The sequence below is a fragment of the Alkalimarinus coralli genome, from assembly GCF_023650515.1.
GTDB classification, from domain to species: domain Bacteria; phylum Pseudomonadota; class Gammaproteobacteria; order Pseudomonadales; family Oleiphilaceae; genus Alkalimarinus; species Alkalimarinus coralli.
In genome coordinates this window covers 1,170,579-1,187,251 of record NZ_CP096016.1, presented here as the reverse complement: position 1 = coordinate 1,187,251, position 16,673 = coordinate 1,170,579, and the positions used below count along the sequence as shown (strand labels likewise).

The 16,673-nt window shown below is 44.7% G+C and carries 11 protein-coding genes; 6 read left to right on the top strand and 5 right to left on the bottom strand.

Features of this window, described 5'->3' with window-relative positions; genetic code table 11:
• The first annotated feature begins 368 nt into the window (after nucleotides 1–368).
• The gene (locus tag MY523_RS05220) at nucleotides 369–3,137 is read left to right on the top strand and encodes a hypothetical protein (RefSeq protein ID WP_250657746.1); all 2,769 of its coding nucleotides are present in this window, start codon (nucleotides 369–371) and stop codon (nucleotides 3,135–3,137) included.
• Between the two features lie 111 nt (nucleotides 3,138–3,248).
• Here MY523_RS05220 and MY523_RS05215 read toward each other — a convergent pair whose 3' ends face one another.
• From MY523_RS05215 to MY523_RS05200, 4 genes are all read right to left on the bottom strand, one after another.
• Complete coding sequence (locus MY523_RS05215; protein ID WP_250657745.1) at nucleotides 3,249–3,929, bottom strand: protein-L-isoaspartate(D-aspartate) O-methyltransferase; 681 nt, start codon at nucleotides 3,927–3,929, stop codon at nucleotides 3,249–3,251.
• A 1,583-nt stretch (nucleotides 3,930–5,512) separates the two neighbouring features.
• Entirely contained in the window at nucleotides 5,513–5,950 is a 438-nt protein-coding gene (locus tag MY523_RS05210) for an META domain-containing protein (protein WP_250657744.1), read from the bottom strand.
• 88 nt (nucleotides 5,951–6,038) lie between these two features.
• Nucleotides 6,039–7,253, bottom strand: a complete 1,215-nt coding sequence (locus tag MY523_RS05205) for an argininosuccinate synthase (RefSeq protein ID WP_250657743.1) — start codon at nucleotides 7,251–7,253, stop codon at nucleotides 6,039–6,041.
• Nucleotides 7,254–7,352: 99 nt separating this feature from the next.
• The gene (locus tag MY523_RS05200; protein ID WP_250657742.1) at nucleotides 7,353–8,252 is read right to left on the bottom strand and encodes an OmpA family protein; all 900 of its coding nucleotides are present in this window, start codon (nucleotides 8,250–8,252) and stop codon (nucleotides 7,353–7,355) included.
• 224 nt (nucleotides 8,253–8,476) lie between these two features.
• Between MY523_RS05200 and pyrC the strand changes: the two genes are divergently transcribed.
• The gene (gene pyrC, locus MY523_RS05195; RefSeq protein WP_250657741.1) at nucleotides 8,477–9,508 is read left to right on the top strand and encodes a dihydroorotase; all 1,032 of its coding nucleotides are present in this window, start codon (nucleotides 8,477–8,479) and stop codon (nucleotides 9,506–9,508) included.
• Between the two features lie 114 nt (nucleotides 9,509–9,622).
• A complete protein-coding gene (gene rnt, locus MY523_RS05190) occupies nucleotides 9,623–10,225 on the top strand; it encodes a ribonuclease T (protein ID WP_250658777.1) in 603 nt (200 codons plus the stop codon).
• Between the two features lie 154 nt (nucleotides 10,226–10,379).
• Here the strand turns inward: rnt and MY523_RS05185 are convergent, their stop codons facing one another.
• A complete protein-coding gene (locus MY523_RS05185; protein WP_250657740.1) occupies nucleotides 10,380–10,982 on the bottom strand; it encodes a peroxiredoxin in 603 nt (200 codons plus the stop codon).
• Between the two features lie 707 nt (nucleotides 10,983–11,689).
• Here MY523_RS05185 and MY523_RS05180 point away from each other — a divergent pair.
• From MY523_RS05180 to MY523_RS05170, 3 genes are all read left to right on the top strand, one after another.
• A complete protein-coding gene (locus MY523_RS05180; protein ID WP_250657739.1) occupies nucleotides 11,690–12,145 on the top strand; it encodes a hypothetical protein in 456 nt (151 codons plus the stop codon).
• A gap of 193 nt (nucleotides 12,146–12,338) precedes the next feature.
• Nucleotides 12,339–15,149 carry a caspase family protein gene (locus tag MY523_RS05175; RefSeq protein WP_250657738.1) on the top strand — a complete coding sequence of 937 codons (2,811 nt, stop codon included), beginning with the start codon at nucleotides 12,339–12,341 and terminating at the stop codon, nucleotides 15,147–15,149.
• Nucleotides 15,150–15,253: 104 nt separating this feature from the next.
• The gene (locus tag MY523_RS05170) at nucleotides 15,254–16,600 is read left to right on the top strand and encodes a serine/threonine protein kinase (RefSeq protein ID WP_250657737.1); all 1,347 of its coding nucleotides are present in this window, start codon (nucleotides 15,254–15,256) and stop codon (nucleotides 16,598–16,600) included.
• The last annotated feature ends 73 nt before the right edge of the window (nucleotides 16,601–16,673 follow it).

Genomic DNA, 16,673 nt, shown 5'->3' with positions numbered 1-16,673 from the left:
TTGCCAAAAAAGGTGAGCAATAATCTATCATCTATATTTACTCTGTTTTTAAGACCATATTCTCACCCAATTTAGATGAATTAACGATTAACACGTTGAAAGCGTGCTAAAAACTCGACAAATTTTGGAATGCCGTCTACGTTTATACGAGGCAATAAATAGACAGCGAAACGTTAAAGCTTATTTTCAGACTGCGAATAAGCCCGAATAGCTGGTATGAGCTCGAATTAGTGGCAAATCATACTTTAGTGCGATAAAAGTATTGACGCAGCTTGGATATAGTTCAGGCTATAAGAATTTAGGTTTAGACACTCCATACGTCTACTCCGCTTCCAGAAAACATAATAATAGGAAAGAAGGTCCTACCTATGTATAAGAAAACCCTACTGAGTTTGGCAGTGGCGTCCTCCTTGACCCTAACTGGCTGTTTAGACGACGGTGACAATTTTAGAAATGCTAATCCGGAGTATGGGATAGTAGATACAACGTTCGACACAACCAAAACCAGACCGTTGTTCCAACCTAACCCTTTCTCCCCTAACGCAGCAATTCCATCAAACTATGATTTGCTATTGCTCGCGGGAGCATCAAAATCCAATTACGATTTCACCGGCAATATTACAGACACTTCTCCAGCAACTAATGCAATTAATGACTTTGACGGTTTTTCTACAACGGGCCAATTCGATATCAAATTCAATAATTCACTTAACCCTGCAACAGTTCTAAAGGGTCAGTCTGTATTTGTTATACCTCTTAACACGCTGCCAGTTAGTGCCCTTGCGCCTCTCGCTGTCCCTAAGGCTATTGATCCTTCAAATATAGACTTATCAGACCCATTTGATGTAGCCACATTAACCGACCCAACAAAACTGAATTACAGGGTTGAAGTAGCAAGTGTTGATAGTGGCACTAACAACGCAATAAGAATTACACCACTTTTACCACTTCCATCTCAGACCAAGTTTCTTGTCTTCATGACAGATGCTATTTTGGATGCCGATGGAGTAGCGATAGAGCCTTCCTCAGACTATTCATATTATTCAACAGCAGAAGATAACGAACTCGGCTCTTCCAACTTGATAGCAGTCAGAGACTTGGTTAAGGGGCACGACACGCTCGCAAAAGCATTTGCGGAGGCAAACAGCCTTCCTAACAGCGTTGTAATGTCACATACGTTCACTACAACTGACCCGGACACGGTAATGCATGCCATGGCCTCACCGGGTACAGCTATGACGCAAATAGGTCAACAGGTTGTTCTTTTGTCTGCTCTTCAAGTAGTAAAAGACGAAAAACCAGAACTAACCTCTGCCAGTGACCAGTTTGCTGCACTTAAAGATGCAATATCTGCAACTCCAACTGATACCGATCTTGCAGCAAAAGTAACCGCTGCCATAGGGCCATATATTGCCGACCCAACACTAGCTCCAAAAATAGTTGGCGAAGCGTTTGCGGCAGGCGCCTTTTCATACCCTCAGTCAAGAGACTCGGTGTTTTATAGCGATGTAAAAGCCAACACATTAGCCACTTTCGCCGCCTTACCAGATGGAAATGCTCTTAAAACGGCGGCAAGCGTTGTTGACGTTGCTCAAGGGGCGATTGAGCTACCTTATTACAGCCCTCTACCAGAAGGAAGCGATGGCACAAATCTTGTCACAGGCCTATGGCGCGGTGACGACGGTATCGAGACAATATTGAATGCTAGAATTACTTCTCGTCAAGGCAGCATCCCTACATTGTCAAACTTTAGTTTCTTAAGGGATTCAGACAACACATTTAATGTAACCTATTCATTTCCCTACGCTAAACAACAAGCAACAACGGCTGTGCCAGTAACAGTTATAAAGCCTAGCTCTGCAATTTGTACTAGCGGTACAGTTTCTCAAGTTGCCATATTTATGCATGGAATCACGGCAGACAGAAGTGTCTCACTAATCCCCGCAATCAATATGGCTGCAAACGGATGTATAGCGACCGTTGCAATAGATCAACCTCTGCACGGTCTCGGTGGAGCAACGACTGGTACAGTAGCAGGGCTTGATGTACTAACGGCTGACGATGTAACCGGCACGAGCGTATCTGATGCTGACTATATTGGTGAACGCCACTTTATGTTTACCGATGCATCAGGAACCTTGGCTCCAGAATTACAAACAGACATCACTAATGTGACCTCTGGCAGTCTGGCGATCAACATCAAGAGCCTGCAGACAACCAGAGACGGTTTACGTCAAGCAGCTTTAGACTTGCTTAATCTTAACGCAACACTTTCGGATATGAGTATCGGCGGAAGCACTATCCTCGCAGGGAAACCAGTACACTTTATTGGTCATTCTTTAGGTGGCATCGCTGGAACCCCGTTTGCAGCAATTAATAATAACGCAACAGTTCGTGGCACTTATGCAGCATCGCCATTATTTGCGGGCCCTCCATTTTCTGGCTCGCCACTCTTTGAAAGTTTGGAGTCGGTATCATTAATGAATACTGGTGGTCAACTAACCAAGCTGGCTGAAAATTCAAGCGTATTCTCTGGCTCTATCATTAATGGGCTTGCTTCGGCAGGCGTAAATCAAGGTACTTCTGATTTCGAGTCATTCCTATATACCTGGCAAGGAGCAGTTGACTCAATTGATCCAACTAACTATGCCAAAGACTTAGGATCAACTACTACTAAAATACTAGTATCTGAAGTTCTCAATGACCTCCGTGTTCCAAATCAGGCAAACGTAAACCCATTGGGTGACGCCGGCTCCGCCCCTCTTGCAGGAACAGAACCAATGATGGCACTTATTGATCTTGGCGCTGGCGGCACCAATCTAGCGGATGGTACAACTTTAGGCTTGATTACAAGCGACAGCACGGCAACGGCAGGTCTTGCTCCTCCGCAAGCATCCTTCTTTGCTAATAGCAACCCTTGTACAGATGCTAGCCATGTCACATTCATACTACCTCAGACCCCCCCATCAGCGACTGATACCATATGCCCTGGTGGCTCTGACACAAGCGGTGCGCACGCAGAGATGGTTACCGAGGTAACAACATTAATAGCTGGTGGAGTAATACCAATTACTGTAGCCGGTCAACCATTACTTGGTAAGAGCACCACTATCGATAAAGCATTAGATCAAAATTAGTAACACTTCTTGCAAGTATTGGTATGTTTAATTAAGCCCAGCTCACGCTGGGCTTTTTTATGCCTTTTAACAAACCAAAAGGGTCAGACTAACCCTTTTGAGATGCCCTTTTTAAAAGCACTCTACCCCACCCACCATCGGCACAAATGAAACCGGTAACACATCTTTTACTATCAACTCACCTTTTTCCTTAACCCCTCTTATAAGCGATTGCCCTCCAAGTAGACTTCCAACGGGCATCACAATTCTCCCGCCGTCTATGAGTTGGTCGACCAATGATTGAGGAACGTCATCGGGAGCAGCGGTAACAACTATGGCATCAAAAGGAGCATATTCAGACCAACCATCGTATCCGTCAGCAACTTTAAATTGAATATTGCTCAAGCTTAACCCTGTTAGAACATCTTTCGCTCGCTGAGCCAACGTTGCAATCCGCTCGACTGTATATACCTGGCCCGCCAACTGCGCCAAAATGGCCGTTTGATAGCCAGACCCCGTGCCGATCTCAAGAACTCGTTGCCCTGTTTTGACATCAAGCAAATCTGTCATCAAGGCAACAATAAACGGCTGGGAGATTGTTTGCTCGCAGCCGATTGATAAAGGGTGGTTCTGCCACGCCATAGACTTATACGAATGTGGTACAAACGAAGAGCGGTCAACCTTTCGTAGCGCTTGCTTAACGTCTTCTTTTAATTTGCACCGTCCTGTATATCGCTGAGTCTCTCTCATTTCAGCGTCAACAGCACCCCAAAGCCTATCGCTCTGTTCTAACTCGTGATTCCTTGTAAACATAATAGAACCTCCGCGCGCGCTCCAGCCTCAAATGAAATCACTCGCTTAACCTAAATATAGAGGAATATAAGCTAAAATGATTGGGGAGATATTGGCGAGATGCTGTTAAAGATGCCTGTAAGCTGCTTCGCATAGAACTGTGATATAGCATGGACAAAAATTAAACTGAGTAGCCCAAACGCAAAAAGGGCGCTGCAATCCATGCAGCGCCCTATCTGTTTGATGCTTCCTTTACCATTCCTTAGGTAACCGGCCGTCCTTGCTTACTTCCTTGTCCGCATCCTTACGTTATTGCGGTTAACGAGTCGATAACCCCATGTCGTCCTGACGAAGAGAATAATACGGAACCCTAGTAGTTAGAGATAGAGGTGATCTCTTAAAAGCGTGTAGGATATATCTCACATAACTAGAGCCAATATTCTAAATCTGCATTAACCTTAATAAGCCAATTGCTTAACTCCACTTCTTGATCAACTTTCTTGACCGGGATATAAATGAGCTGCTAGCATTTGGGCTTACAAACGCTTTAAGGATAAAAGCGAATCAGATTAACTCACACCACGACTTCATCATTCAAGGAAGATTAGAATGGCTTATTGCACTTCAGATAATGGATTATTTGGAACGTTCATAGATGAAAACATGGCCTCTCTCGGCCTGCCGATGCCCTCATCAGTATTTGAAACCGAGGATCAATGACCGCAATTGCTGCCAGTATCCTTGGCTTAACATCCAGAATATTAGCCCCCCAGAACTTTTGAACAAACACTAGCAGGCCTCATCAATGAACTCTGTTACTCAAAAGCTATTGTTTCTACTGCTTGCATTATTCTGTGCTTTAGTTGCACATTCCTATTTTAATGTTACCGGGGAATATGCCTTTTTACCATTCTATGCTGTGCTCCTGTGGCGGTTAATCAGATGGTTAAAAAGTAGAATCAGGCAAATTGAATAACCCCAAACGCAAAAAGGGCGCTGCAATCCATGCAGCGCCCTATCTGTTTGATGCTTCCTTTACCATTCCTTAGGTAACCGGCCGTCCTTGCTTACTTCCTTGTCCGCATCCTTACGTTATTGCGGTTAACGAGTCGATAACCGCATGTCGTCCTGACGAAAAGAATAATACGGAACCCTAGTAGTTAGAGATAGAGGTGATCTCTTAAAAGCGTGTAGGATATATCTCACATTTGTAGAGTTTCTATTCTAGAAACAGCCAAAGAAAGTCACCATTCGTGCGGTGATTCGTAGCCTTGATGAAGGGAGGCACGACTGGAATCAGGGTTAGATTTTAAGTATCCGCCTCCCCTTCCTTGATTCCGTTGCACTGCATCACGGCTACAAGTGAGTGATTCATCAAGGCAAAGAAACAAACTTATGGGTAGCCAAAGGAAGTCACCATTCGTAAGGTGATTCGTAGCCTTGATGAAGGGAGGCACGACTGGAATCAGGGTTAGGTTTTAAGTATCCGCCTCCCCTTCCTTGATTCCGTTGCACTGCATCACGGCTACTGAGACAAGTCCATGGAGGTCATCCAGGTTCATTGAACCGATAGATGGCAAGTGGAACTATAGACAATAGATAGTTCAATTCACCCAGTCTCGAAGTCTGAATCTCAGCACATGTTGCTGCCCTGTTAGGGTAAGACGCTCTTTCGTCAGCGAAATACCGCTCCATGATGAAAGCGTCTCTGAAACGGCCTGCTCTATCTCCATTACGGACTCTGGGCACATTTTTCTAGTGAGCCCCATCTTTTCAATACGAAACTCTTTCCCTTGTCTTAGTGAGGCCTGGCCAAAAAAGCTGTTGCAGCCTGCGAGGCCATTTGCTGTAAAGTTCTCGCCTATCTCTAATCGCGGCCGTTGATGGCTTTTGTGAACTGGAATTTCTTTTCCATCTATATGGGTTAGCTCCCAGTTGTGATGTTGCAGCGCTTTCACGGATACAGGTATGGGACTGTAGTCATAAGTGGAGCATGCCGCCACTAAAAACGAGGCAAGAATTAGCATCCATGTGCTTTTCATTGAGATCACCTATCATATTTGAAATACAAAAAAACCGGGACAAGCCCGGTTTTAAGATAGCACTTAAGCTGTCTAATTGAAGCGAAACCTACAGCAAACGCCCTTTTTCTGCCGCGATTCTCAAACGAAGCGCATTCAGTTTGATAAAGCCTGCTGCATCTTTTTGATCGTATGCGCCTTGATCTTCTTCGAAGGTGGCTATTTTTTCATCAAATAGAGAGTCATTTTCAGACATACGACCCGCAACAATGACGTTACCCTTATACAGTTTTAAACGAACTTTACCATTTACATACTTCTGAGTATCGTCTATTAAGCCTTGTAACGCTTCACGCTCAGGGGACCACCAGAAGCCGTTGTAGATCAGTTCCGCATACTTAGGCATCAAACTATCTTTCAAGTGAGCAACCTCTCTATCCAGAGTGATAGACTCAATTGCCCGGTGAGCTTTCATCATAATCGTGCCCCCTGGGGTTTCGTAGCAGCCACGAGACTTCATACCCACAAAACGGTTTTCTACGATATCCAGACGGCCTATACCGTTTGCACCACCTAATTCATTGAGCTTAAGCAGCACTTCATGAGGCTTTAGGCGCTCATCATCAATAGCGACGATATCACCATTCTCGTAGGTTAAGTCAATATAGGTCGCTTTATCAGGTGCATTTTCAGGAGACACACTCCAACGCCACATATCTTCTTCAGCTTCCGCCCATGGGTCTTCAAGGATGTCGCCTTCATAAGAGATATGAAGCAGGTTTGCATCCATTGAGTATGGCGATTTGCCCTTCTTCTTCTCTACTTCAATACCGTGTTTATCACAGTATGCCAACAAAGACTCTCGGGAATTCAGATCCCACTCTCTCCATGGCGCAATAACCTGAACCCCAGGCTTAAGCGCATATCCGCCAAGCTCAAAACGAACCTGATCGTTACCTTTACCCGTAGCACCGTGAGAGATTGCATCGGCATCGGTTTCATTTGCGATTTCAATTAAGCGACGAGCGATCAAAGGACGAGCAATTGAGGTTCCCAACAAGTACTCACCTTCATAGATGGTGTTTGCGCGGAACATCGGAAATACATAGTCACGAACAAATTCTTCACGAAGGTCTTCGATAAAAATCTGCTTAACGCCTAATGCTTCTGCTTTAGCACGTGCAGGCTCAACTTCTTCGCCCTGCCCTAAATCTGCTGTAAATGTAACGACTTCACAGTTATAGGTTTCCATCAGCCATTTAACGATCACTGACGTATCAAGACCTCCGGAATAAGCCAGAACGACCTTATTAACCTTAGACATACCGATGCTCCAGATGAGAAAATTTCAAAGGCGGCTATTTTACTTGCTAGGCGAGCTAAATCCCAGCCTGATTTGAATAATTGTCTAAATCAGGCCCGATTAGCCTTCTGGGGAGGCATTGCTGCTTGAACTAGAGGCCATTCTAGTGCCTCTTTCCAACCGAACGGTGGTACGTCTGTTCTTTGCTTTGTTCTTTTTGCTGTTATTCTTGGCAACTGGATAGCGCTCGCCATGATAGCGAGTCGTAATCATCTCTTCTGGAATGCCGTTCTCAATGAAATAGGTTCTCACGACTTCTGATCGCTCTTTCGACAGACGCCGGTTATAGATTCTTCGACCACTGCTGTCGGTATGCCCATCAATAACAATAGATGTCACGGTATTATCAGCCTTCAGGTAAATCACAACTTTTTCGAGAATCTTTCGATCATCTTCTGTTAGCTCAGCTTTATCCACTTTAAACAGCACTTTGGTGCGCTCCACCTGCCTGAAATTAACCGGCAATAAAGACGCGACACAGTTGAGGTAATCATTATAGAAGTCAGGGAAGTTAACCGAAGACACCCGTACTCTAATAGACTCGTCGTTATACCAAGACCTACGCGTGAATGTCGGGGTCATGCCATCCATTAGCCCCTCCATCATATTACGTGCTTTTGTGCGTCCAACTACAATTGGCTTACTAGACTCTGAAACTGGGACGTAACCTAAACTCTGCACATTGTTCCCCGGCCTCCACTGGGGTGCTTCTATCACCAATGCCGCCTTACCTGTTTTCATAGGATTTGCGTTTGCGTTCAAATAGAACGTTAGTTTTTCGCCCGCCTCATGATAGAAAACCCCCTTACCATATCGAGGGATCGGATGTGTCAGGCTGCATTCAAAAATAGAAGCTGATAAATACCACTGGCTATTACTCAAGTCAGCCGTATACGTTTTCGCAACACCCTCAACCGGTATCAAAACAAATAACAGTAATAGCTTACTTAATATGGCCATTTGTGCTCGCCAGACCTTAAAATGTATCGAACCCATGTTTCCCACAGTGAAACCGCCATAGTCAGGTTTATCGATGATGCAGAAATTATCCACAACATTATAAAATTTTGCTTTCTATAGTTAGCGTCCGCTTTGACGAAAACTTTACCCTAATCTCACGCTCTGTCTGGTATACTTTGCGAAATTTTGTAGTATTTTTGTAAGTTAAGCAGGGCTTTTAAATCATGACTGAATTGACCATTACTCGTCCGGACGACTGGCATCTCCACCTACGAGACAATGAATTTCTCACTCAAACCGTTCCTGCCTCTGCGCGGTATTTTGGCAGGGCTATTATTATGCCAAACCTGGTTCCCCCCGTGACAACAATGGATGATGCGATCGCGTACAAGGCCAGAATCACCGAGGCCACGCCACCATCAAGCCAGTTCAAGCCGCTAATGACACTATATCTGACTGACAAAACCACGCCTGCAGATATTCAAAATGCAGTAGACAGTGGTGTTGTTGTAGCCTGTAAGCTGTACCCGGCAGGTGCCACCACTAACTCTGACTCAGGTGTAACCGATATCGATAAAATTACGCCTACGTTAGAGAAAATGGCAGAACTTGGACTGCCTTTATTGATCCACGGTGAAGTAACAACAGATGATATTGATATATTTGACCGTGAAGAGGTCTTTATCGAGACCACTCTCGAACCGCTGGTTAAGAAAATTCCTTCACTAAAAATCGTGCTGGAGCACATCACAACCAAGCAAGCCGTAGAATTTGTCACTAATGCGCCTGAGCGGGTTGCGGCCACCATCACCCCGCACCACTTGATGTATAACCGTAACCATATGCTGGTCGGTGGAATCAGGCCTCACTTTTATTGCCTGCCCATACTAAAGCGTAATGTGCATCAATTAGCACTTCAACAAGCCGCCACCAGTGGCAACCCCAAGTTTTTCCTTGGCACAGACTCGGCTCCCCATGCCCAAAACAAAAAAGAGACAGCGTGTGGCTGCGCGGGTTGCTACTCAGCCTTTGCTGCCATTGAGCTTTATGCTGAGGCATTTGAATCACTGGGTGCGCTCGATAAACTCGAAGGGTTTGCCAGCCATTTTGGCCCCGACTTTTACGGGTTACCCCGCAATAAAGACACGATCACATTGATCAAATCTGAGTGGCAAGCCCCTGAAAAACTCTCTTTTGGTGATACTGAGGTTGTTCCGCTACGAGCAGGCACAAAACTGGGTTGGAAAGTTGCGTAAGCGGAACTTCACAAATTTAATAGACCAATATTATTTATCTACTTAAGAAAAGCTTACTAAGGATTTTTTGTGTCAAATTATTCAGATGATGACGAACTTAAGAATAAGAACCCGATGTCTTACCGGTTTCGAGGTTTTTTGCCGGTCGTCATCGACGTGGAAACCGCAGGATTTAACTCAGAAACAGATGCCCTGCTAGAAATAGCCGCCGTCATTATTGGGATGGATAGCAACGGCGATGTATATTGTAAGGAAACCATTAGCTGTAATGTTGAGCCGTTTAAAGGTGCAAATATCGAAAAGTCAGCACTGGACTTCACCGGCATAGACCCGACCTGCCCGCTTCGAAATGCGAAACCAGAAAGTGTTGCCCTGGAACGAATATTTAAAGCCGTCAGACATGAAATAAAAGAACAGGACTGCAACCGAGCAGTATTGGTTGGCCACAACGCCACCTTTGATCATAACTTTGTGTTCGCTGCGGCTGAAAGAACGGAAATAAAGCGCAACCCATTCCACCCATTTTCAACCTTTGATACGGTGACCCTAGCCGGGTTAGCATACGGTCAGACCGTGCTGGCAAAAGCGTGCGCCGCTGCCGGCATTGAATTCAATGGTAAAGCCGCTCACTCAGCGCGTTATGACACGGAAAAAACAGCTGAGCTATTCTGTAAAATAGTTAACCGCTACAAAGAAGCAGGTGCCTGGCCCTGCTAACGCCAAGCTTTTGCAAACGAGTGCAACCCGTAGCCGGTCATACACATTAAAAGCCCAAACAAAAAAGCCCCGTTGAACTTAGCGTCAACGGGGCTTTTTTGTTCAGTTATAAGAACGAAAGCGCGGTAGCTTCGTTCTTATAGACTAGCTCTGCTTACAGGTTATCTGCGCTTTCAGACAAGTACTTAGCAACACCGTCTGGAGAAGCATCCATACCTTTATCACCCTTGTTCCAACCAGCTGGGCAAACTTCACCATGCTCTTCATGGAACTGAAGCGCATCAACCAGACGAATCAGCTCATCCATGTTACGGCCTAAAGGAAGGTCGTTAACAATCTGCGAACGAACATTACCTTCCAAATCAATCAGGAACGCGCCACGGAATGCAACGCCACCTTCTGACTCAACATCATAAGCTTTACAGATGTCGTGGTTAATATCAGCAGCCAACGTGTATTTAACCTGACCGATACCGCCTTCGTTTACTGGCGTGTTACGCCATGCGTTGTGAGTAAAGTGAGAATCGATAGATACACCAATTACTTCAACGTTACGCTCTTTAAACGCTTCGATGCGGTGATCAAGTGCAATCAATTCAGATGGGCATACAAAGGTGAAATCCAGTGGGTAAAAGAAAACTAAACCATACTTGCCTTTTATTGCTTCGCTTAATGTAAGCTCATCAACGATTTGTCCGTCTGCTAATACCGCAGGAACTGTAAAATCAGGTGCTTTCTTACCAACGAGTACGCTCATTGTCATTTATCTCCGGTTAATGTTTATTTAGTGTTTAGAAAATAGTCGATCAACAGGCTAACTTCAAACCAGAACTGCACTATTCCTAAATTTGAATTAATGCCTTAGCCTGCCAGGTCAACATTGGTGGTTTGCACCCTGTTTCGAATATGCAATCCAGCCTACAACTTATTGATAAAGATATAGTACACAGGGATTTAAACCCCGACTAGCGATTGTTCATTAAAAAAATCTATAAGGTTAATAGTTAGTCCCTATCAATCACCTAAACAGCATAGATTTAGATTAATAATTAACCAACTCGCGCCAAGAATAGCTATTTTTGCATAACAATCGTTGCTAGGCATGAAACTTATAGAAAATTTTGTTCGGGATTATCCAACAACAAATATACCGCCTTTTCTTAAATAAAATCTGTTTTCGTGTTTTATCCATAAAATTCAATCTATTACCAATTTCAACTTCATTTGGCTATGTTGGCATAACAGCTGCAAATACAGATACCAGTAATAAAGTGAGACCTTTTCACGACGTTACGAGCGAAGTAAAGACAAGGCAAAAAATGAAGAAAAAGCGCAGTTTATGAGTAATAAGTCCCGGTCGACCCAGGAGAGCGCACAATTTTGAGTCATTTTTTAACGCTGTATTTGTAAGCGCAGTAGTCGTGCAAAGGTCTCAAAGTATTTTAGATAGCAGGAACGAGCACTATGCATACGATTTCAATCAACAACATCACTGAGGGCACTTCGCAGCAGCAAACAGCAGAACGCGTATTTGAGCCGCACTCGTTAATATCTTTCACAACATTAAGCAGCGTGCCCGCAACGGTGTCAAACCTGTGCTGCAAACGGCTTAGTGACGAAAACAAACTGTTCGCTGGCACTCTGGGGCTTAGCCAAAATAATGCTGAATATGGGTTTTGCCCAGCCTTTCGAAATGAAAAAACAAAACAAGTTCTGTTGTCCCGAACCGCGAATGGAAAAGTTTCACCAGTACACCTGCTAGAAGGCCTTCCTCAAAATTGGTTTTTTCCCAACACACAAGACGATCAGGCGCGGGTCTTATTAGATGAAATTACGTCTGGTTTTGTGCGACAGGGCATATTTTATACCCGTGAAGAAACCATTAACGCAATAAAGATTTTCAATCTAGACGATGAGTAAGTCAGGCTACTCAATGGGCAAGCAGCATTGACAGATAGATAAAAGCTAAATTAGCAAAAGTTATTAAAGCTGACATTTACATGAGTATTTAGACATGGCAGCGAAAGGCCAAGCGTTCTATTCTACAAGTATTAGACGATAAACATTCGGCTCATTCTGTCTGTATCATTCCTTGAATAAAACGGAGCTGGTCATGTTATATCCACACAGTCCTTACATAAGAGCTATCAACCGCCAAAACAGCCCAGCCGCTATACATCCGGTTAGTGCCTACTGCCTCAAACTATATCGAGACATTGCAGCAGACCTCGTCAAATCGACGCTTCCCTCTATGCGCTTGCTGGCAGTATCGCTTACTTGTCTTGTTGTTGCTTGCTCATCGGTCACACCTGAAGATCAATCCCCTCCTGCCGATGTAGCCGCCCAAACGGGTAACAATTTCTTTATTGTTGACTGCCTGTTACCGGGACAAGTTAGGAAGCTTGGGGGAAAATTTTCATATTTAACAGCCAAACGCCCGATAAAAACATCTGCCTCAAATTGTGAAATAAGGGGCGGAGAGTATGTCGCTTATGACCGTGCTGACTATGCAACTGCGCTAAAAATCTGGTTGCCGATGGCGAAAGAGGGAGATGCAGAAGCGCAAAATTATGTGGGAGAGATATACGAAAAAGGCCTCGGATTAACCCCCGACTACCAACTGGCCGCGATGTGGTATCAAAAAGCATCTGACCAACAGCTTACCAGGGCCCAAATTAATCTCGGGCACCTCTACGAGAAAGGCCTTGGTGTAGAAAAGAACATTGCAACGGCGATGAGTTTCTACCGGCTAGCATCCGGCTTGACCGATGATCAACTGACCTTTTCTTCTTCTCTGCAAGCGTCTTACGTTCCAAGAGAGCAGTTTCATGCCATATCACAACAGCTAAGACAGACAGAGACCAAACAGCAAGAACTCGAAGAGAAGGTTAATCTATTTCAAAACCAGTTAATGGCAAAAAATAGTTCCCTGAGAGCAAACGAACAACAGCTAAAGAATACCCAAGAGCAGCTGCAAGCGCTCTTGTTAAATGCGCCAGATGACGAATCAGGCCTGTCTACCGAGCGGGAGATTGAACTGCTTGACGAGCTAAAATCACTCGAACAACAACGCTCTGAGCTGGTCAGCCAAGTATCAACAATTGAAGACTCTGCCAGACTGCTCGCGGAAAAAAACCGATCATTGCAAAGCCAATTAGATAAAAGTATCGAATCAGAGGCCAACTACCGCACACAAATTGCCAAAACACAAATAGAACTTGATAGTTATGCACGGCAACTCAGCCAAACACAGCAGGAGGTTGCCCAACTGGAAGGCGAGCTTAATAAACAGAGAGCATCAAACAACGCATCAACTGCTGAAGGAAAAAATACTATTTCTTCACTCGAGCGAGCCATTGAAAAGAAAAATGCCGTATTAACGGTTCAAACCCAGCAACATAATACCTTGTTGGCGCAACACAATAGTAAGCAAAGCGAGTTAAAAGCATTAAGGGCCAAACTGGCGGAACAACAACGCGCGCTAGCACAACAAAATACCGCTGCAAGTGAGCAAGCGGAATATTATAGAAACGCGCTTTCACAAAAAGAGCAAGCACTGGCAGACATACGTGGCCAACTTCATGCAAACCAACAAAAACTTCAACAGGCTTTAGACGAAAAACAAAAAGAGATCGAATCACTATCAGCATCACACCAAACCGAAACAGGCGAATTTGAAGCTCAGGTCGCGAACCTGGCAAAACAACTGGAGCAGCAACAAAAACTGGTTGATAGCCAGCACCAGCAGATATCAATTCTTCAAAAAGACATCGACAACTACAATCTGGAAATAATAAAAATCGCCTCGCTAACGCCAACAGCTGCCGGGCCCGTAGTCGACGATGCGCCATCAATCGAGATCATTGATCCCCCTGTCACACTGACCCGAAGCACGCCTACCGTTAACTTGAGGTCTCGCCAAAATCATAGAGATGTTATCGGCAAGGTATCAGCGCCCGCAGGCCTTCTCTCGTTGACCATTAACGGAATCAACGAAGACCTCGAAGACAATAGCCTGTTCAAAGCTGAAGTCCCCATTACTGACGATGTCACCCCTGTAGACATTGTTGCTGTCGATACCAAGGGGCGACGCGTCGCAATCAGTTTCTCAATGCTGTCTGAAACCAAAAAAACAGACACAGTAAAAACAGAAACGAAACAACCATCCGGTAATCCGCCGAGCTTGGGAAATTACTACGCCTTGATTATCGGCAACAATGACTATCAGTCCATGTCGACGCTGGTAACCGCAATTAATGATGCAAAAGAAGCCGAAAAAATCTTGAAGGATCAGTATCAATTCAAAACCCAACTACTGGTAAACGCAACGCGCTATCAAATACTTTCGGCACTCAATAAACTTCGGGAAGAGTTACAGGAGAATGATAACCTGCTCATTTACTATGCCGGACATGGGAAGTTAGACCCAATCAACAAGCGGGGCTTTTGGTTACCTATTGATGCAGACGAAAACAATAGCGCCAACTGGATATCCAACATTGCGATCACCGATATTTTAAATGCAATGAAAGCGAAACATGTTTTAGTGGTCGCAGATTCCTGCTATTCAGGTTCATTGTCACAAACAGCTATAGCAAGAGTAGAACAGGACTTAGAGGCTGATGTTAAACAGCAATGGATAAAAGTCATGGCAAATACTCGCGCACGGATCATGCTTACATCAGGTGGCGTCGAGCCGGTTCTTGATGGAGGCGGGGGAAAACACTCAATATTTGCCAAAGCCTTTCTCGATACGCTACGCAATAATAATCAAATACTTGAAGGTTATTCGCTATATTATGAAGTGTTGACTAAAGTGATGAAAAAGGCATCACAATTAGATAGGGAGCAAGTACCACAATATGCCCCAATACACTTGGCTGGCCATGAATCAGGGGAGTTTTTATTCTCTCCCAAGATCTAATTCCAAACGGTATGTTTGTTTGGCCACTCCCAACTTGTCTGCCCCTTTAGATATTAGTGCGCCTTACTATTTGATACGCATCCCTTTATTAAAAGGAGGATGCGATGCCTGACAAAAATTTCGCAGGAAAATACCGTATTGACGGGATTCTCGGAGAGGGTGGCATGGGCGTTGTTTATAAGGGGTATGACCCTCTAATCGCACGCGTCGTCGCAATAAAAACAATTAGAGCCAACCTGTTAGAAGGACAATCCGGCCAGGAGCTATTAAAGCGCTTCCGACATGAAGCTCAAGCAGCAGGCCGTTTAACGCACCCGAATATTGTAGCGATCTACGAATACGAAGAGTGCGGAAAAGAAGGTTACCCATACTTTATAATGGAATATGTTGAGGGAAAAGAACTTAAGGATTACCTGAAAATGGGCGTACGATTTACCTTTGATCAGTCCCTGCATATTATTGAACAAGTACTGCAAGCGTTGGGCTATGCACATGCCCATGGAATTATTCACCGGGATATCAAACCCGCCAACGTTATCCTGCTGGACGACAAAAACGTTAAAATCGCCGACTTTGGAATCGCAAAACTGGATGACATGGATTTCACCCAAACCGGAAAAGTCATCGGCACCCCAAGCTATATGTCTCCCGAGCAGTGTAAAGGGTTGCATGTAGACGGGAGATCAGACCTCTACTCTACCGCGCTGCTACTCTATGAGCTGTTGACGGGCAAAAAGGCAACTGCGGTTAGCCATCAAGGCGGCTTCGCGCAAATAATGAAGGGGTTTTCACCGGACAAACCTGATACCTCTGATCCCAAAACAATTCATGTGTTTAACACACTCATAAAGAAAGCTTTAGCAGAAGAGCAAGATCAGCGATTTCAAAGTGCTGAGGAGTTTCTAAAAGAGATAAAGAAACTGCGAGCACAACATTCTGCACATACTCAGAAACCCCCTTACTGGGTTTTCGCAGGGCTCTTAGTCGGCGCAGTGTTTGTAGTGTCAGGAGTTCTATTATTCGAATCCAACAGCCAGACAGAAGTCCCCGCCCCCCCCTCAGAAAACACCGGCACGCCTTCATCAGAAAGTAACTCGGTTTCCAGTGGTCCAAAACCCATAGTGACAGTCACAACCGCCAGCAAAGAGCTTACGGCCGATGAAAAAAATAAAATAGACAAACTGCTTACCGTTGCTCGAACTCATAGGCTGGTTGGCCGCTTGATCACTCCCACCGGCAGCAATGCTTACTACAGTTACAAAATGGTATTGGCAATAGACAGTCAAAATACTGAAGCACTGGATGGCATAAAAGCCATTGAAAAAGAGATCGTCAGCAAAATAAAAGGCTATCAGGAAAGGGGAAATGTAGAACAGGCGAATCAGCTGGCAACGGTAGGTCAGCGCCTTTATCCGAACAACCAGGAATTACAGCTATTGGCCACCCAATAACAAATAGGGACAGCATGGCCGGGTGATCGTAGTTGGGCCTCTCTTCTCCCTTAAAAGCTAAACTTCGGGTGTG